At 38.8% G+C, this 17,770-nt stretch carries 18 protein-coding genes; 7 read left to right on the forward strand and 11 right to left on the reverse strand.

The features are described from left to right. Window positions 1–73: 73 nt before the first annotated feature. The gene (locus A4245_RS06030; RefSeq protein WP_234402358.1) at window positions 74–829 is read right to left on the reverse strand and encodes a GNAT family N-acetyltransferase; all 756 of its coding nucleotides are present in this window, start codon (window positions 827–829) and stop codon (window positions 74–76) included. Window positions 830–1,118: 289 nt separating this feature from the next. Between A4245_RS06030 and A4245_RS06035 the strand changes: the two genes are divergently transcribed. After that, a complete protein-coding gene (locus A4245_RS06035; protein WP_067726685.1) occupies window positions 1,119–2,060 on the forward strand; it encodes a ketopantoate reductase family protein in 942 nt (313 codons plus the stop codon). A 386-nt stretch (window positions 2,061–2,446) separates the two neighbouring features. Further along, window positions 2,447–3,943 (forward strand): BCCT family transporter, encoded by a 1,497-nt coding sequence (locus tag A4245_RS06040; protein ID WP_067726687.1) that lies wholly within the window; start codon window positions 2,447–2,449, stop codon window positions 3,941–3,943. A gap of 61 nt (window positions 3,944–4,004) precedes the next feature. Here A4245_RS06040 and A4245_RS06045 read toward each other — a convergent pair whose 3' ends face one another. Continuing rightward, on the reverse strand, window positions 4,005–4,616 hold the full coding sequence (locus A4245_RS06045) for a class I SAM-dependent methyltransferase (RefSeq protein WP_067726688.1): 612 nt from the start codon (window positions 4,614–4,616) through the stop codon (window positions 4,005–4,007). A 321-nt stretch (window positions 4,617–4,937) separates the two neighbouring features. Between A4245_RS06045 and A4245_RS06050 the strand changes: the two genes are divergently transcribed. Then, entirely contained in the window at window positions 4,938–5,360 is a 423-nt protein-coding gene (locus tag A4245_RS06050) for a YugN family protein (RefSeq protein WP_067726690.1), read from the forward strand. Window positions 5,361–5,472: 112 nt separating this feature from the next. Beyond that, entirely contained in the window at window positions 5,473–5,823 is a 351-nt protein-coding gene (locus A4245_RS06055; RefSeq protein WP_067726692.1) for a DnaJ family domain-containing protein, read from the forward strand. A 75-nt stretch (window positions 5,824–5,898) separates the two neighbouring features. On the opposite strand, the gene arsC is transcribed toward A4245_RS06055, so the two are convergent. The 4 genes from arsC to A4245_RS06075 form a co-directional block, all read right to left on the reverse strand. Beyond that, window positions 5,899–6,318: an arsenate reductase (thioredoxin) gene (gene arsC, locus A4245_RS06060; protein WP_067726696.1), complete on the reverse strand. Its 420-nt coding sequence runs from the start codon at window positions 6,316–6,318 to the stop codon at window positions 5,899–5,901. A gap of 16 nt (window positions 6,319–6,334) precedes the next feature. Then, a complete protein-coding gene (locus A4245_RS06065) occupies window positions 6,335–7,618 on the reverse strand; it encodes an arsenic transporter (RefSeq protein WP_067726771.1) in 1,284 nt (427 codons plus the stop codon). A gap of 30 nt (window positions 7,619–7,648) precedes the next feature. Continuing rightward, window positions 7,649–7,993: an ArsR/SmtB family transcription factor gene (locus A4245_RS06070; protein WP_067726698.1), complete on the reverse strand. Its 345-nt coding sequence runs from the start codon at window positions 7,991–7,993 to the stop codon at window positions 7,649–7,651. Between the two features lie 99 nt (window positions 7,994–8,092). Next, window positions 8,093–8,938, reverse strand: a complete 846-nt coding sequence (locus A4245_RS06075) for a DUF72 domain-containing protein (protein WP_067726700.1) — start codon at window positions 8,936–8,938, stop codon at window positions 8,093–8,095. 290 nt (window positions 8,939–9,228) lie between these two features. Here A4245_RS06075 and A4245_RS06080 point away from each other — a divergent pair, with 290 nt between their 5' ends. Continuing rightward, window positions 9,229–9,954 carry a TspO/MBR family protein gene (locus tag A4245_RS06080; protein WP_067726702.1) on the forward strand — a complete coding sequence of 242 codons (726 nt, stop codon included), beginning with the start codon at window positions 9,229–9,231 and terminating at the stop codon, window positions 9,952–9,954. A 266-nt stretch (window positions 9,955–10,220) separates the two neighbouring features. Here the strand turns inward: A4245_RS06080 and A4245_RS06085 are convergent, their stop codons facing one another. Further along, window positions 10,221–10,787 (reverse strand): NADPH-dependent FMN reductase, encoded by a 567-nt coding sequence (locus A4245_RS06085; protein ID WP_067726704.1) that lies wholly within the window; start codon window positions 10,785–10,787, stop codon window positions 10,221–10,223. A gap of 12 nt (window positions 10,788–10,799) precedes the next feature. Then, complete coding sequence (locus A4245_RS06090) at window positions 10,800–11,858, reverse strand: LLM class flavin-dependent oxidoreductase (protein ID WP_067726706.1); 1,059 nt, start codon at window positions 11,856–11,858, stop codon at window positions 10,800–10,802. Between the two features lie 173 nt (window positions 11,859–12,031). Here A4245_RS06090 and A4245_RS06095 point away from each other — a divergent pair, with 173 nt between their 5' ends. Further along, entirely contained in the window at window positions 12,032–12,379 is a 348-nt protein-coding gene (locus tag A4245_RS06095; protein ID WP_067726708.1) for a winged helix-turn-helix transcriptional regulator, read from the forward strand. Window positions 12,380–12,460: 81 nt separating this feature from the next. Here A4245_RS06095 and A4245_RS06100 read toward each other — a convergent pair whose 3' ends face one another. Continuing rightward, complete coding sequence (locus tag A4245_RS06100; RefSeq protein WP_067726710.1) at window positions 12,461–13,396, reverse strand: nucleoside hydrolase; 936 nt, start codon at window positions 13,394–13,396, stop codon at window positions 12,461–12,463. A 297-nt stretch (window positions 13,397–13,693) separates the two neighbouring features. Here A4245_RS06100 and A4245_RS06105 point away from each other — a divergent pair, with 297 nt between their 5' ends. Then, window positions 13,694–15,529 (forward strand): LamG-like jellyroll fold domain-containing protein, encoded by a 1,836-nt coding sequence (locus A4245_RS06105; protein WP_234402359.1) that lies wholly within the window; start codon window positions 13,694–13,696, stop codon window positions 15,527–15,529. Between the two features lie 111 nt (window positions 15,530–15,640). Here the strand turns inward: A4245_RS06105 and A4245_RS06110 are convergent, their stop codons facing one another. Both A4245_RS06110 and A4245_RS20935 read right to left on the reverse strand, forming a co-directional pair. Next, window positions 15,641–16,654: a serine hydrolase domain-containing protein gene (locus A4245_RS06110; RefSeq protein ID WP_067726712.1), complete on the reverse strand. Its 1,014-nt coding sequence runs from the start codon at window positions 16,652–16,654 to the stop codon at window positions 15,641–15,643. A 639-nt stretch (window positions 16,655–17,293) separates the two neighbouring features. Next, a complete protein-coding gene (locus A4245_RS20935; protein ID WP_407668359.1) occupies window positions 17,294–17,422 on the reverse strand; it encodes a putative holin-like toxin in 129 nt (42 codons plus the stop codon). Between the last annotated feature and the right edge of the window lie 348 nt (window positions 17,423–17,770).

Consider the following 17,770-nt stretch of genomic DNA (forward strand, 5'->3'; position numbering starts at 1 on the left):
ATTTGCAGCCATTATTTTCAAATAAACGTTTGATCTAATCTAAGTTTCTGAAATCATAGTTTATCCGGCTTGCTTAATCATTAAAAATTTTTAGGATCTCATAATTAAATCCATGGTATTTGTAGTTTTGTTTACGATACATCTCCCTTGCTGTATCTTCACCATCGGCAACCAGAATTATTGTTTTATCATGAAATGCTTCCATCACGAATTTTTGCAGCCTGCTGCCTATTCCTATTCTGCGAAGTGATTCATTCACATCTAAGCTGTCAATTTCAGCCGTCTCCTTTTTAATGATTACATCAACCGAACCTGCTGGCTCACCTTTATAATATGCGATAATTTGCATGACTCCTGAGTCGTCAAACAAACGTTTACTTAATTTTCTCTTATGCTTTGCGAACGCTTCACCGAATTTCAAATCCTGCTCATATTTTAGAGAAAGAAACGTTTCAAGGTTTTTTTCTGTCACAGATTCAATTTCGATATCTGGGCTTTTCTCTATATGTGGAAACAGGTTGGGCTCAATAGAATATAATTCGAGAAAGCCAATCTCATATTCATTTTCTTTGAAATGAATTGACAGCTCCGTTGAAGGCTTTTTATTTTCAGGCAAGTAAAATTTTATGTGATTCTGACCTTTACTCTTATGAAAACCTGTTAAATAATCAACGGTCTCCTCAAATTCAGTCAGTGTTGGCATCCGTTTAAACTTAATGAAATTACTGTCATGCCGAATTAACATTTCCGGATAGTGAAAATGTTTATACAGATTATTTTCATTTACAATGTGTCCCATTATATCGATATTTTCAAATGTTATCTTCACTGGTAATCCCCCTTAAGGAGCTTGCTCCCCAAGCATATCTTACCAAACTTTTTTGAATTAAGTAATTATTTATCACTCAAGTTTCATAGAGTGAACATGACTTAGGGAACGTCCTCAACCAACGGCCGGCCGTAAACCACTTTGCGGGCCTACGTACCTTTAGACAAGGAAGATATTAGTGGCTTTCTAAGTTACTCCGTTAAACGTTAGATCTTACTTTATTTGTGTGAAAATTGCGCTTCTTATATAATTAAACATAATACATCAAATAAGATAAGAGAGGTTAGTTATGAAAACAATTAAGAATGTATCATTAATAGGCTTGGGAGCAATTGGTGCAGCCTATGGAAGCAGATTGCAAACACTGCTTGGAGACTCATTACAAGTTGTTGCCAACGAGCAGCGAATCAACAAATACCAATCAGCCGGGCTTGAAGTAGATGGTACTATATATCATTTTAATTACAAGCTCCCTCAGACTGAGGCAGAACCAGCAGATCTCGTTATCTTTGCAGTAAAGAACGCAGAACTTTCCCAGGCTATTTCAGATATGAGGCATCATATCGGTCCGGATACAATCATTCTTTCCTTGTTAAATGGTATATCCAGTGAAGAGGAGATTTCTGAAGCAACAGCCAATTCAAATATCCTTTATAGTATGTGTGTTGGTATTGACGCAGTAAGAACAAATAATAAAATCCGCTTTTCAAGTATCGGTAAAATATGTTACGGGGAAAAGAATCAAACCGTTTCCGAAAATGTCCTGATGGTTAAGGATCTATTGGAAAGGGCAGGAATCCCTTATGAAATACCAGAAAATATATGGCACACAATTTGGGCCAAGTTTATGTTTAATGTAGGGATTAATCAGACCTCTGCCGTGTTGCGGGCATCTTATAGATCTTTTCAGGAAATACCTGCACTTCATAATTGGATGGAGCAGGCCATGTATGAAGTTGTTGCCATTTCTGAGAGGGTCGGAGTCAACTTAACAGAGGAAGATGTGCATCATTACAGACCTATCTTAATGAAACTGTCACCGGACGGTCAGACATCGATGCTCCAGGATGTGGAGGCAAAACGTAAAACAGAGGTTGAATATTTTGCAGGTAAAGTATGTGAACTTGGAAAAAAACACGGTATTCCAACACCTGTTAACGACCAGTTATATAAAATGATACTGATTATGGAGAAAATGGCGAAGTTAGAAGCAGTATCGATTCAAAAATGATGCTCCAATATAAAGTGCAACTTAAATCATTGGGAGTCCTTTCATCTCCCAATGGTTGTCAGCACCAAAAGGTATAATCTGAAGGCCCTTGAAAAGAACAGGTCATTTGGATCATTTTAAGTCCATTCCTGGATACACTTACCATGGCAGATTAATGGCTATCAAGAGTAAATCTTGATGGTTTTCATTTCTTTGTGTTTTCGCTCGGAGGATTAACTGCCTGCAAACCCTATGTCAATTTTTTATTCTCCCACTTTCTTTAAGTATAATTTCCATTAAAAATTCAAATCATAATCCTGTCTGCGGAAGTTTTTGCTTCCCATTTTTATCCACTTAAGAGACTATATATCTCACATGTATCACTACATCTAAGCGGGGGGATTTACTTGAAGAAAGTTTCTAATGTTTTTTACATCACAATCGCTCTAGTCATTATATTTGTATTACTTGGTGCACTCATGCCAGTTCAATTTGAGGAAGCTACATCCTATCTGAACGCTTTTATATCGTCAAACTTTGGATGGTATTACATGTGGCTGATGGTTGCACTAATCATCCTATCTATTTTTGTCATTGTCAGTCCCTACGGTAAAATTCGCTTGGGAAAAGATAATGAAAGGCCAGACTTTTCTACCCCTACGTGGATTGCTATGTTATTCTCGGCTGGGCTGGGTATTGGCCTTGTGTTCTACGGTGCTGCCGAGCCTCTATTTCATGGTTTTTTAGATGCACCTCTATCAGAAGAAGGCTCAGACCTGGCATTTAAGGAAGGTCTTTCATTGACCTATTTCCACTGGGGTTTCCATGGATGGGCTATGTATGGTGTCGTTGCTCTCGCATTGGCCTTTTTCCAATTCCGAAAAGGGGAACGCGGCTTGATTTCAGCGACGCTAAAGCCACTATTTGGCGATAGAATGACGGGTCCATTAGGAATTATGATTGACGTGCTTGCAGCATATGCAACGATATTCGGTGTTGCAACCTCCCTTGGGTTAGGAGCAATGCAAATTAATGGGGGGTTAAATCATCTTTTTGGAGTTGATGTAACTTTTGCTTCCCAGTTTATTATTGTGGCGGTGGTAACCGTCTTATTTCTAGCTTCATCCTGGTCAGGCCTAAGCAAGGGAATTAAATATTTGTCGAATACCAATATGGTGCTGGCGATTTTATTATTTTTTTCTTTACTATTTATAGGTCCAACCCTGCTAATCCTTAATATGTTCACGGAAACTTTTGGATTGTACATCCAGAACCTTATACAATGGAGTTTTCGCTCAGCACCGCTTGAAGGGGATAATCGCGGCTGGGTAGATGCGTGGACCATTTTCTACTGGGCATGGTGGATTTCCTGGGCACCGTTTGTAGGTATGTTCATCGCTCGTGTATCTCGGGGAAGAACCATTCGGGAATTTATGATTGGTGTAATGATAATACCTACATTCATCAGTGCCATTTGGTTCGCGACATTTGGAACAACTGCTGGCGAGATTCAAAGGCGTGGAGTTATTGACCTAACCCAATTTTCAACAGAATTGGTTACCTTTAATATGTATGATCAATTACCTTTCCCATTCATTTTATCTATCTTATCCATATTACTGCTTAGCACATTTTTCATTACTTCCGCAGATTCAGCTACATTCGTACTTGGAATCCAAACAACCCACGGTTCATTGACACCCCCAAATGGTGTAAAAATCATCATGGGTGTGGCACAATCTGCAGTCGCTTTGATTTTGCTGTATGTAGGCGGGTTGACAGCACTGCAAAATACGATTATTGCTGCAGCGCTCCCCTTTTCGTTCGTAGTAATATTAATGATGTTCTCATTGGTGAAAGCACTTCAACAGGAAAGAAAGAGAATAGCAAGGGGGAAAAAATAACCCCATTAATTAAAACGCACACTTTGGCTAAATTGCCTATGTGTGCGTTTTACACTGTCATCTAAAATACTAAACGGTAAATCAGGAAACGCTCGTCAGGGTTTTTCTCATACAATCCTTGTAATGGGACTTCCTTCTTTAATTCAAAGGAAGTATTGTTCTCAAGGAAATAAATATAATCTTCATGGGGGTAATACAATATCAATTCCACTTCCCTTTCAGCTTTTTCTGCAGAGCGTAAAATGTTATGAATGACTTTTCTAAAAATGATAACCGAAAAAGGATTAAAGAAATAGAAACGATTATCATTTGGTTCTACCCTATACTCCTCTGCCAGACAGCAGAAGAATTCAATGGTGTTCTCTTTTTTGTTTGTATATTTTAAATAACTTCGCTGGTTATCAATTGCCTTCTGATAGGCGTTTTCATCCATTTCTATCCCTTTGGCCGAAACACCGAAAAAGTAATGGATATAAAAGTTCAGCCTACCTTTACCACATCCGTAATCAACTACTTGATCATTTTCCCCTAATTTATAATGCTGGAACAGGATTTCCAATGCATCATACGGTGTAGGTTCATATGGATTGTATTGGACCGAATCCGGATAGGACACCTTCTTTTCTGCCCCTGTACGGATGTGCATTAATTTATCAAATTTATATTCGTTCATCGTATCGTCCTTTAAAATTTTTTCAGAATCGGAAAATCAATTACCATCACATTCTGTAATGGTAAGTCAATTTTAACATAATCGCGCGTTTACAAGAAGGAGACCTTACTCATTCTCAGCTGACTACCCGCTGCAAACTGTCTATAAACCAGCCAAACAAGAGAAAATAACATATCATGGGAAAATGGGTGTGAGCCACCATTAAATGCCTCAGCCCTTTTTACTATCATCCTTTACCGCACCCTTGCATCTATTTTAAATGTATTTATATTCCATTTTTGGGAAGGATAATAACTAATCTAATTTAGGAGTGTATAGAGGATGATAGAACTACATACAGAGATTGAGGGAAAAAGAACAACCTTTGGCCAAATGCAATCCGGTCTGAAGTCCTTAGGTTATTGCTTATGCGGAAATTGGCAATATGACAGAGGTTTTTTTGATGGTATCCTGTCACGCGAAGGAGGCGAGACAATATATATCCGACTCCCCTTTCACGTCATTACCGGTCAGCTGGATCATAGCGATGCTGTTATCGAGTTTCAAACACCTTTTGTTATCAAACATGTTGTTAATGTCGGTTTGGACAAAAGTGGATCATCGCTCCTTACAGCTACAGGATTTAGCCAATTTCAAAAGCCTTTGGATACGGATGGAAATATAAAACATAAAAATAAGTGGGAAGAAATTGGTGAGAGGTCCATAGACCAGGTAATGCAATATATTTCGATGAATGTGTCTTGACCAATTTCCATATTCTCTTGATTTCCCCCGGAGTTTTGCCCATACTTATTGATAAGAATTGTTACCTTAAGACGTAATTCTTTTTATATATATGGGCAAGGAGGATAGTGTCATGTATATTTTCGTTGAAGAAAAGATTAAAGAGTCCATCGAAAATGGTGAATTCGATAATCTTCCCGGAAAAGGGAAACCGCTCGATTTAAAAGATGAATTTTCCGGTATGCCCCAGGACCTGAAACAAGCCTATCGAATATTAAAAAATGCAGGATATATTACTGAAGAAGTTGAAAATAAAAGAGACTCAATCTCCCAGGATGATTTGCTGACAAGCGCAACGGATGGGAATGTAAGTAGAGATCAACATAAAAGAAAGCAGTTTGATACGTTTATTGAAGAAAGGAAATTGCATACCAACTCCAGATTTGCAGCCTATGCAAAGAAGATTTATAGGAAGCTGTTTTAATTCAATTTATAAAGCAAATGAGCCGTACATCCATTCCTTCGCAGGGTGTACGGCTCATTTCAGTAAGGTGATTTATTATTTTCCCGTTTCTGCAAATTGTTTTATCCGGGCGCCAATTTCATCACGGACACGCCTGAACACTTCCCACACTTCTTCTTCGGTGCCTTCTGCTTTTGCCGGATCATCAAATCCCCAATGTTCGCGTTTTACGTGGGGAGGTGTCATAGGACATTTGTCTGCAGCATCTCCACAAAGCGTAACAGCCAATGTAGCATTGTTCAAATAGTCCATATCAATCATTTCCGATTTCTGTTCTGAAATATCCACCCCTGCTTCATCCATCGCTTTTACAGCTTTGGGATTTAAGCCATGTGCTTCAATGCCTGCACTTCTGACTTCCCATTCTTCTCCGAGATATTTTTTGGCCCATCCCTCCGCCATTTGGCTTCTGCAGGAATTTCCAGTGCATAAAAAGTAAAGTGTTTTTTTAGACATGTATTCATCTCTCCTTTTATAGAATTATTAATGTTAAATAGAGTCCTAATAGTGTAATAAACAGGATCGGAACAGTTAAGACAATCCCAATTTTAAAATAGGTTCCCCATGAAATTTTAAATCCTTTTTTGGATAAGACATGGAGCCATACTAATGTGGCTAGTGAACCAATTGGCGTAATCTTCGGTCCTAAGTCTGAACCAACTACATTCGCATAAATCAGCGCTTCGCGAATGACACCAGAAGTATCCGTTTCCGCAATGGCCAGGGCGTCAATCATAACTGTTGGCATATTATTCATGATCGATGACAGAAACGCTGCAATGAATCCCATTGCCATTGTCGCTGCGAAAAGTCCTTGTTCTGCTGCTGCCTGAATAACGGTGGCAAGTGCACTAGTAAGCCCCGCATTGCCCAATCCATAAACAACGACATACATACCAAGGGAGAAAAATACAATATTCCATGGTGCTCCCTTAATAACTGCCCTTGTGTCCACAGCATTGCTTTTTCTCGCCATCAGCAAGAAGAATATCGCTATAATGCCTGCAACAATGGAAACCGGCAAGTTAATAAACTCACTGACAAAATAGCCAATAAGTAGTATGCCGAGTACATACCAAGATAAACGAAACATTTTAGGGTCTCTTATTGCATCTACAGGTTGACTTAACTTGGAAACCTCATAGGACCTCGGAATGCTTTTTCTAAAGTAAATCAATAATACGGCAATTGTTGCTGTCAGCGCGAACAGATTTGGAATAATCATTCTCGATGCATATTCCACAAAACCAATGCCAAAGAAATCCGCAGAGACAATATTAACCAGGTTACTTACTACAAACGGTAATGATGTTGTATCAGCAATAAACCCACTCGCCATAATGAATGGGAAAATCATTTTTTCGGAGAAATTTAAATTCCGAACCATTGCAAGTACAATCGGTGTCAGTATAAGTGCAGCCCCATCATTCGCAAAGAAGGCGGCTACAATCGCACCCAAAATACTTATGTAGACAAACATCTTGATTCCATTACCTTGCGCAACTCTTGCCATATGCAAAGCTGCCCATTCAAACAATCCAATTTCATCTAATATTAACGAAATAAGAATAATGGCAACAAAAGCAAGCGTTGCGTTCCATACGATATCGGTAACTTCGATAACATCACTGAAATCAACTACCCCTACCACCAGAGCGACCAGAGCGCCACCGATGGCAGACCATCCAATTGACAATCCTTTAGGCTGCCATATAACTAAAATAAGTGTGACAAAGAAAATTAAAATTGCTAGCATAAGCGTTGTTGACAAAATAGTTACCCCCAATTAGCAACAAGTGATTCGTGTACCTTGTTTTTCCAATTCTTTTAATTTATAACTCTGATCAGGTAATTGCTCGAGAATCTTGCCGATAAATGGATAGTACTCACTATTTTGGTTTACAGAGTAAAATATCCATTGGCCTCTCCGATCTTCCTTAACCAGTCCAACATCCCTCAATTTACGAAGGTGCTGACTTATGGATGGTTGACTTGCTTTAAAAATTTCCACGAATTCGCAAACACAACAGTCGTTGTCATCCAATATTTTCAGCATGGACAATCTCGTTTTATCACCCAATAACTTTAAGATTACCGCTGCTTTATCCATTTCAATCGCAGTTTGCAGCATCCCTTAACACCACCTTTTATTCTTTCATAATTATATAACGATTTGCTTATATAATCAACCAACTAAGATTTCTTTTACAAATCTTTAATAAATCAACTACTAAAATAAATCCATCTGCCTTGGAGCCAAACCTTCATATTCAATACCTAGTATGTTTTGGAGCTCCTTCGCATTAACTGCTGCCTCTTTGCCGGAATTATTGTTAAATAAAACAATAATATCCTTTGTCGATTTGGCAAGCTCGGTGATGGTGTTTTTTAAATCTGTCAGTTCCTGCTGATTATATCTATATAAGTAACGGACTTCACGCCAATTAACATTTCCTGACTTATTCCAACCATGAATATTCCTTCCATGCATACGAATTAACGTCACATCAGGATTGGTCACAATCGGCACTAACGGAATCGATCCCTTTCCGGCCTGTGGTTCATCTGCAATGGAATGGATCCATCCATCTTCTTTCATAAAAGAAAGTGTTCCATCGCGAAAACGTGCATCAAACCAAGACTGATGCCTGAATTCAAGGGCGACTGGAATATTCCCCATCATTTTCTTACAGTATCTCAAATAAGTTACATTTTCCTTCCGGCAATCAAACCAAGGTGGGAATTGGAACAGAACCATCGCCAGCTTCTTTGCATCCAGGTACGGTTTTAAAGAGTCCCTGAACGCCTTGAACATTTCTTTTTTGGATTCAAAAGGGGTATTTCCACGCTGATGTCCCGTCATAGCTTGATAAGCTTTTACGATAAACCGGAAATTTTCCGGTGTTTGCTTCACCCACTTTTCAGCATTGCGAACAGGCTGGATGGCATAAAAGGAGGCATCGACCTCCACAACCGGGAAATGACTGCTGTATTCGGTTAATTTATCTTTTGGCTTTATATAATCTGGATACAGAGAATCATGGTCCCCCCATCCTGTTAAACCTATTTGAATCATATTATTTCCTCCAGAAAATAATTCGTGCAGAATTGCGATCTGTATCAAGGGTAGTTCACAAGTACATTAATACGTGCGTTCTCCTATTTTACAACTCTAACAGAGCCCCAACCCGAACAAGTCTTTGTAGAAGGATACCATCTATCAATTTCTACGAGTTGCTTTCCATTATATCGTTTTTGTTCGATTCCTTAAAATGATAAATCTCTTTATTACGCGCCCCGTTACCGATTATACTTCTTTCTTTATGGGTAGATAACAATATCTGATAAATATAAGGAGCTGATAAAATGAAAGATATGAAGCAAATCCATATGTACATCGCATTTGTCCTCATGATTGCAGTAAATGCCATGGCGAATATGTTTACCCTCAAGGGATACACAACAGGTGAAATTTCCAATATGTATACGGTCTATTTCACCCCGGCAAGCTATACATTCAGTATATGGACGCTGATTTATATTGCTCTTTTCTTATGGCTGCTCAGTTTCAGTCTCAAAATGCAGAAGTTGGGCAATTCGCAGTATTGGGGATTTCTGCTGACTTGTCTTTTTAACGTTCTATGGATTATTTCCTGGCATTTTCTTCTCGATGGAGTTGCCCTGATTATAATACTCATGCATTTCCTTACAATTCTATATCTGTATCACGCACAGCGCAGTCAAAACAAATCCATCAAATTCCTGGCTCCGATTTCATTATATGTGGGCTGGATTACAGTGGCTTCCTTAATAAATATACTTTATTGGTTGGTAGCAAGTATTGAAATCAACACGGATGTACAGATGATATTAACTTATCTGGCTGTCGCAATTGTTCTCATTCTCGGATTTGCAGTAATGTTTCTATTGCGGGATTGGGTTATTATCCTTGTATTCATCTGGGCCATAATCGGTATATTTGTAATGAACTTCCCTGATCAATGGCTGCTTGCCATTGTCACAATCAGTATAGCGATATTTTTGGCAGTTCTATCGGTACTTTACTGGATTCGGACAAGACATACCTCATAAATAAAACAGACGGATGAGTGACCGTGAACAAAAGCGCAAGCGCCTTGATCACCCCCGACAAGCTTAAGTAGAAACTACCAGTGGCGTTCTTTGCCACAGGTAGTTTCTACTTAAGACCTCAAGGGGGGTAGGCGCTGGAGCTGGCCGTGGCCGTTTATGTGTAAGAATTAAATGCTGCCAAAATCTTATACTTTCTTACCCGTTTAAAAAGGGACAAGCACCATGTATGGCACTCATCCCCCCTTATACCTTAATATCATAGCGTATCAAAATCCATAATCAGCTTCTTTAGCTTTACGAATCTCCGTAAATGTTTTCGTCAAAACGACGGTATCTTCCACCAAACGGTCAATACGGAATAATACATCATCATTAACGATTTCTTTCCGATGAAAATCCTTTTCCTCGATAAATACATATGTCTGTACAAGTTGGGCCTTCATGTAGGAAAGAATCGGTTTTAATTGCTGATCGACCATTAAATAATGCTTTGGTGACCCTGCAGTGACAAACATGCCGACAATTTTATCCAAAAATGCCTTCTCGGGCAGCAGGTCAAAGATGTTTTTCAATGTAGCTGGTATCGATGCCTGAAATACAGGGGTTCCTATAATTATTGCATCGGCTTCCATAATGGTTTTCGTAACATATCCGGTGTCGCCTTCATACTCCAGGTAGTTACGGCCATCACTAAACTGCACATCATATTCGGCTAAATCGATTAATGTCACCTCAATATCCGGATACTTATCTTTGATAATCTTAACTGTATAGTCCATCGCTGTTCTCGTTTTCGAACCGACCTTCGAACCAGATAATCCCACGATTTTCATATTTCCATCTCCCTAGTTCTTTGCTGTATATTTTTTGATTGCCGGTAAAATTTCTGTTCCGATCAACTCAATGTTTTTCTTTAATTTATCAAATGGAACACCACCGAAATCCATTTGTGCGATATAGCGCTGATGTCCAAATTGTTCATGCTGGTAAAGAATTTTCTCAATGATTTGCTGAGTACTGCCGACATTCATAACATCCCTTGTATCTGCACCTTGAGCAAATTGCTGCTTCGGATAGCCTCTTCCGTTAATCAGCTGCAAACCTTGATTAACATGTGGGTATATTTCTTTTTGCGCCTGTTGTGTCGTTTCCGCAGCATAGAAAAATCCGGCAGTTGATATCGGAAGCTCGGATGGGTCAAATCCATTTTGCTTTGCGGCCTCACGATATGCATCAATGGAATACTTAAAGCTTGTAGCAGGCCCGCCCAAAGTCGCGATAAACATTGGAACCCCTGCATAACCCGCTTTAATGGCACTGGCAGGAGGACCGCCAACTGCACGCCAGATTGGAATGGTTCCGTTTTTTGGACGAGGAATAACTTCTGCATTCTTTAACGGTGCACGGAACTGTCCGCTCCAGTTGACAACTTCCTCTTTGGCAATCTTCAGCAACAGTTCGAACTTTTCTTCAAACAGTTCTTCATAGTCACGCACATTATAGCCTAACAGATCGAAAAGCCCGATTCGTGAAGCACGTCCAGCAATGAGTTCCGCCCGCCCTTTTGAAATCAGGTCAATGGTGGCAAAATCCTCAAAAACTCGTACAGGATCGGATGTACTAATAATTGTTGAAGAACTGGCTATTTTTATTTTTTCTGTTGCTTGAGCAATAGCGGCCAGGACAACAGAATGCGCCTGGGTAGTGAAATATTCCTGATGACTTTCTCCAACACTGAAGAAATCAATCCCGGCCTGTTCCGCCAGCTGGGCCAGTTCAATGATTTCATGGATGCGCTGCTCTGCGGAAATCCTCTCTCCTGTATGGGGATCCGGTATGTGGTCTCCAAGTGTATAAAGACCAAATTCCATTCCTTGACTTGGATCAATACGATATTTTTCCATATATTTGTCAGCCTCACTTATATTATATTTGATTATTGATTTTTTGTTGCGTTACAACCATTGCTTCTTTCCATAACATCTTCTTGGTGCTAGTATAGAATATAATGAGATATTATGTAAGTACGCACTTAAAGGCAACCTAGTATGCAAAAAGATACTAAGGAGAATGTTAAATGGAAAAGATACCTGAATTTTGTCGTGTAGAGGATGCATTGGGTATATTGGTCGGTAAATGGAAACCGATTATTTTACTGCATTTATTGCAAGAAGGTACGAAACGTTTTAGTGAGCTTAAACGCAGCATGCCCGGAATCACACAAAAGGTGCTGACAAAACAATTACGGGAACTGGAAGACGAAGATATTGTTGCACGTGTTGTATATCCCCAGGTTCCACCCAAAGTGGAGTATTCGATTACCGAATATGGCAGAAGCTTGGAACCTATTCTGGAAGCAATGCACGAATGGGGCACGAACCATACTTTGCATAAAATGAAGAAGAGGAATGAAAAGAGCCTTTAACTAAAAATCCCTTTAGGCAAAAAAATCTAAAGGGATTTTTAGCAGTACTGCTTACATGTTCTGTATTTTAAAAACTAACGTTTATTGTCCCGCTAAATCAGTGATATAGTTAAAAAAACGATCCCTGTCCGCTTCATAAACCAGCTGAACAGCTCGTCCATCATCGGACTTCTCCGTTTTCCCTTGACTTGGTCCATCTTCATGAACGATGCTTCTCACTTCCTTTTTCTTTACAAGGTCTTCCCTCCCTATCGTCGCTGTTGTCAATACGTCCCAAAGGAAATATGTCGAATTTGTCTGGAAGTGGACAAGCGGTGGAACCATGGCATAGCATTGACCAAGGAAATCAATCCCCAAGTCTCTTCGTTCAGAAGCCCATCTGTTACGGACATCCAATGTAAGAGGTACCATGTTTGTACTTTCGAGTGCCACTAAATCAATTCGAATATTGGAGTCCCACACGACTTTAACTGCTTCCGGATCCCAGAAAGCGTTCCACTCAGCGGTCCCATCATGCTCGGGTTCTTCCACATTGCCCTTTTCCAAAAAGGTACCACCCATCCATGCCAGTTTTTCAATCTTATCTTCTATATCCGGAGCTTCCTTCAGCGCCCGCGCCAAATCTGTTAACGGTCCGACGAATAATAAGGTCACTTTCTCATCACTCTTACGCAAAGATTCGACCAAATGTTGATGTGCGGGTAAATCTGCCTCTTTCGTTTTGACCGGTAAAAATTCATTTAATATCGGCAAGGCATCGACTAAAAAGGCATGCATTCGCCAGTCCTTTGGAAAAGGATTTTTCCCACGTGAATTAGAGGGTGCTACTTCAATTTCCTTCCCCTTACCAAATCGATCGATAATTTTTCTGCTGGCAGACACCGCCGGTTCCAAATAACAATCTGCAGGAATTACTCCAACACCGATCAGCTCCACATCTTCCATTTGCAATAACAGGAACAGCGAAACTAAATCATCCACACCACCATCATGGTTAAGGTATACTTTTGTTGCCATTGACTGCACTTCCTTTCATGCTGTAGATTCACACTCTTGTTAGTATACTTCATTTTCATAGCTCATTCATAATTTCTTATCTTTAATTTTCATGACCCGCAATGCTCAGCCATAATGCATGGTATAAAGAAAACCTCTTGCATCAACTTTTTTCTTTATCAGTATTGCGATTCCCCGCAAAAAGTCCTGGTTATTTTGTACGTAAATTATTCATACAAAATTATTTCTAAATTAATCCTTCCTATACATTCTTTCTCTATACTTTACTTTGCAGAAAGATGGAGAAGGAGGAGAAAAATGTTGGAAAAAGACAGATTAGGAAACTATGTAGCTATCACTGTAAGTATTGTACTATTATGTATGTTGTTGCCTCTCCAAACTAGTCAGGCATCATCAGTTGAAAATGTTGCATCAAGTGAAACTGGAGGAGCTTTAGCACATTGGAAGTTTTCTAAGGAATATGTGAAATCAGGTTCCATCGAAACGGGGGATCTGGTGATAGAAGATGCTAGTGGCAACGGGAATAATTTAATTCTGGAAACGGTAGGAGATGCTTCCTCTGAGGAAACTGAAGGTATGGTTAGATGGTCTGAGGATGATTATGCAAACGAGGATTCTACCCAAAGTATAGAATTTGGAAACTATAAACAAGCGCCAGTTGGGCGATATTTTAGAACAACAGATGATGCTCCCATTAACTCAGAAAAGTTTAAAGATGGATTTACGATAGAAGTTATCATGAAAATGCCTCAAGACTTTGCGCCTGAAAAACATTCTTGGATGGGAATTCTAACTCGGCAAGGACAAGCTGCAGATTTAAATAAAACAGAAGGCGAAAAAGAAATTCTTTCCACACTTTCTGTTTCCAATTTGAAGGAATTGCAATGGACAAGCCATCCGACTAACTTAAATTATAATCAGACAAACTGGTCTTTCTCATTGGATAGTAAAGAAGATTGGTATCATGTTGCCATAGTAAATGATGGTAATCATACAAAGTTATATGTGAATGGTGTTACTGATTTTCGTAATACAGAAGAAGTAATGAATGGTATTGACGCGATTCAAGAAAAGGGTTGGAATATAGGTGCTTCTGAATGGGAAAATGAGATAGATGCCTTATTTGCCGGAAAAATTCAAGAAATTCGAATGAGCGATCAAGCACTTAATCAGGAAGATTGGTTAGTTGATGGACCTCAAGAAAGTCATGTGGAATATGGAACCAATGAGGATATCCCTTTATTAACCGATAAAGACAACTACAACTTTGTTTTTGTACCAGATCCACAAAAGACGGTTCGTTACCAGGATGAAATCTTTTATGAGCAAATGAAATGGATTGCAACGAATAAAAATAGTCACCACATCGCTATGACAGCTTTTGTTGGCGATATGGTTGACAGGAGCAATAGCTTAGATGAATGGACTGCTTCTGATAAAGGTGTGGACTTACTTGATAGGCATCGGGTTCCTTATCTTGTTACTGCTGGCAACCACGATTACGGAATCGATGACCCTTACTTGGATTATTACAGTGAGCAACGCTTTGCTGATAAAGAATATTTTAAAGAAAGTTCTCCATCTGGATATAGTTCTTACGGTATCATAAAGGCTGGAAACTATAGTTATCTATTTTTGATGGTCGATATGAAACATGTTGAAGAAGATAGTGATTGGGCAAAACAGGTATTAAACAACCATCCTAATTTGCCTACCATACTAGTATCACATGAAATACTTGCCGTTTCAGGGGACGGTAATTCAGCAGCGGATACAGCCCGTGGGAATCTTATTTGGGATGAGTTGGTTGATGACCATAACCAAGTATTTATGACAGTAAGCGGCCACCATCACGGTGCACTGCAGCGCATTAAGCAAAATGCAACAGGAAATGACGTCATTCAAATACTTGTAGACTATCAATCCAGCTTTGCTGGAGGAAATGGATGGATGCGTTTTGCAGAATTTGACGAGCAAGAGAATCAAATTAATTTTAAAACCTATTCTCCTTGGGTTGAGAAGTTACCAAAACCACAACGCACCTATTTCGATGTGAAATATTTAAATTCGGAAAATGATCAGTTTGAAATTGATTTTAATTTTGAAGAACGTTTCAGTTTTTATGGTGAATAATAATCGGAATTAAACGCATGATTAAAACGCCCTGGATTTTTTCTGGGGCGTTTTAAAGTTATAAAACTACTTAGGAGGGGGTATTATAAAGCGAAATTCAAAGAAATCCCATTAAATACACTCTATAACAGTATCCCCGAACTCCCTGATATCCGATAAATAGTCATACCCTGGAGTGGAACCAAAACTATTCAACATACGAACTGCTACTATATCATGCTTGGGAATCACCAATAAGGCAACATTCGTATATCCTAAAATCTGAAAAGAGCCTTTAGGTACACGTTCACCAATTTCCGTTTTCTTTGCAGGCAAGTCCTTCACAAACCATAAAAAACCGTTTTGAGGTAGATCCTTATTCAATAAGTTCGGTGCCTGAAGGGATGCAGCCATCTTGAGGATGTCTTTTGAAATCGCTTGTTTTCCACTTACAAATCCCTGTTTCAAATGGATATATCCCCAATATGCAAGCTCTCTAGTAGATACATACATATTCTTCTTATTCCCATCCGTACCTTTACTTGTTGACCAAAATCTATTATCTGGCTCTCTAATAACTTGTACTAGGTTTTCATTTGGTTCATCATGCCATCCAGTTTCCTTAAACTCTAAAGGTTTAAATACTTGTTCTTTAAGGATTTGAGCAATAGTTTTTCCAGTAGCCAGTTTGACAACCTGTGACAATAGCTCACTGCCTATATCACGATATGCCCAGCTTTGTCCTGGTGCAAATTCTCGAATTAGTTTTCCCTCTGTTGTGTTTAAACCGTGTGTATGTGTTAGCAAGTTTCTGATCGTTATCTGTTTAAAAATATCAGTGCTAACTGCAGACAGATATTTAGTGACTTCATCGTCGATAGACTCTATGTAGCCATAATGTACTGCATATGCAACCGCAAATCCAATATAGCTTTTTCGAACAGAAGCTACATGAAACTGTGAGTCTTTCTGAATAGGTTTTGCATCAGGAGCTTTTGAATGATTCCCCCAATAAACCTCCGTGACGATTTTATTGTTGTGAATAACCATCACGCTTGCACCTGAGCAATCTACCGTTTGAGAAGTTTCTTTTACCTGTGATACTAAAGAGCTAAATTGGCTGTTTAACTTTCTCTCTATAACCATATTTTCTCCTTTCGAAAGACATTTTTAGAATAGGCAGGAAAGTAATGGGGTCTTAATTATAGCAGTTCAGAGTTATAATAGAATTTGGTTATTGTCTTTTAAGTATACAACAGATAGTTTAATTGTATTTATTCAAAAGATTTTTTATGGATACAAAATAAAGGATAAACTACATGATACTTTTTAAAAACAAAATGAGTTACTTTAAATAGAACACCAACTAATACTTTATCTCCTCATGCAGATTTGTTTTTCTATTTGATTTAAAACACTCTCTAAACTGTTGTTTTACGGCAAATAAAAGAATCCATTTCGAAAAAAGATCAATCAAAATGGATTCTACAATTTTTTACAGATAAAATTTTCATAAAAGAGTTTGACCATTTTAGAATGCGTTTTGTGGACATGTGCAACTTTTAGTTAACTTGTCCTTTACTTGCTGAGACTCGTCATGGTAGCATATAGTTTGAATTCTGATTATTTATGGTATAATGAAAGTAATAACATACAATAATAAAAAGACCGCCAGCGTTACAGCGCTGACGATCTGATGCATTAGCATGATTCCCTGCAAGGGGGATTGGCTGTATAGGTCTAAAAAATAAGCACCCACAGGAGCCGTCAACTCAATGGGGGGGCTTATTTTTTTTGGTTAAATGACAGCATAGCTACAATCAACATTCCGAAAGTTAAAGCTAACATCAATGCTTCGAATACTGCCATTGGCACCACCTCCTTTCTATCGGAGATGAATGCCAACCCGCCCATGAGTTTATCAAACTATTGTTCTTCCATTATAACATTTCATCAAAATTAACGTCTCCAACAAACAATTCATGTTACATCAGGTTTCCGATTGATAGGATAGATCTCATTAAGTTTTAAAATATTGAACTAGTATTGGAAATCAGCACATTATCCCAGACCTTGAATTTCAAATTAATTCAGGGTCTAGGATTTTCTCTTCTTCATGACACATTAAACAATGCTAGTTGACGTGGGTCTTCTTAGGACGTGAGTGGTCGGTTCGACAAACGCTGTGGTAAAGCCAATTTTTTGTACTTTCTTATCTATTTAAAAAACAACCCTATACGAACGTACTATCGTAAAGGGTTG

Source organism: Oceanobacillus damuensis (assembly GCF_001618145.1).
Taxonomy (GTDB): domain Bacteria; phylum Bacillota; class Bacilli; order Bacillales; family Amphibacillaceae; genus Oceanobacillus; species Oceanobacillus damuensis.

Bases quoted from the DNA above. Each gene is read 5' to 3' on its own strand.
- A4245_RS06035 (WP_067726685.1), top strand. From the start codon at position 1,119: ATGAAAACAATTAAGAATGTATCATTAATAGGCTTGGGAGCAATTGGT.
- A4245_RS06045 (WP_067726688.1), bottom strand. From the start codon at position 4,616: ATGAACGAATATAAATTTGATAAATTAATGCACATCCGTACAGGGGCA.
- A4245_RS06050 (WP_067726690.1), top strand. From the start codon at position 4,938: ATGATAGAACTACATACAGAGATTGAGGGAAAAAGAACAACCTTTGGC.
- A4245_RS06055 (WP_067726692.1), top strand. From the start codon at position 5,473: ATGTATATTTTCGTTGAAGAAAAGATTAAAGAGTCCATCGAAAATGGT.
- arsC (WP_067726696.1), bottom strand. From the start codon at position 6,318: ATGTCTAAAAAAACACTTTACTTTTTATGCACTGGAAATTCCTGCAGA.
- A4245_RS06065 (WP_067726771.1), bottom strand. From the start codon at position 7,618: ATGCTAGCAATTTTAATTTTCTTTGTCACACTTATTTTAGTTATATGG.
- A4245_RS06070 (WP_067726698.1), bottom strand. From the start codon at position 7,993: ATGCTGCAAACTGCGATTGAAATGGATAAAGCAGCGGTAATCTTAAAG.
- A4245_RS06075 (WP_067726700.1), bottom strand. From the start codon at position 8,938: ATGATTCAAATAGGTTTAACAGGATGGGGGGACCATGATTCTCTGTAT.
- A4245_RS06080 (WP_067726702.1), top strand. From the start codon at position 9,229: ATGAAAGATATGAAGCAAATCCATATGTACATCGCATTTGTCCTCATG.
- A4245_RS06085 (WP_067726704.1), bottom strand. From the start codon at position 10,787: ATGAAAATCGTGGGATTATCTGGTTCGAAGGTCGGTTCGAAAACGAGA.
- A4245_RS06090 (WP_067726706.1), bottom strand. From the start codon at position 11,858: ATGGAAAAATATCGTATTGATCCAAGTCAAGGAATGGAATTTGGTCTT.
- A4245_RS06095 (WP_067726708.1), top strand. From the start codon at position 12,032: ATGGAAAAGATACCTGAATTTTGTCGTGTAGAGGATGCATTGGGTATA.
- A4245_RS06100 (WP_067726710.1), bottom strand. From the start codon at position 13,396: ATGGCAACAAAAGTATACCTTAACCATGATGGTGGTGTGGATGATTTA.
- A4245_RS06105 (WP_234402359.1), top strand. From the start codon at position 13,694: ATGTTGGAAAAAGACAGATTAGGAAACTATGTAGCTATCACTGTAAGT.
- A4245_RS06110 (WP_067726712.1), bottom strand. From the start codon at position 16,654: ATGGTTATAGAGAGAAAGTTAAACAGCCAATTTAGCTCTTTAGTATCA.
- A4245_RS20935 (WP_407668359.1), bottom strand. From the start codon at position 17,422: ATGGGCGGGTTGGCATTCATCTCCGATAGAAAGGAGGTGGTGCCAATG.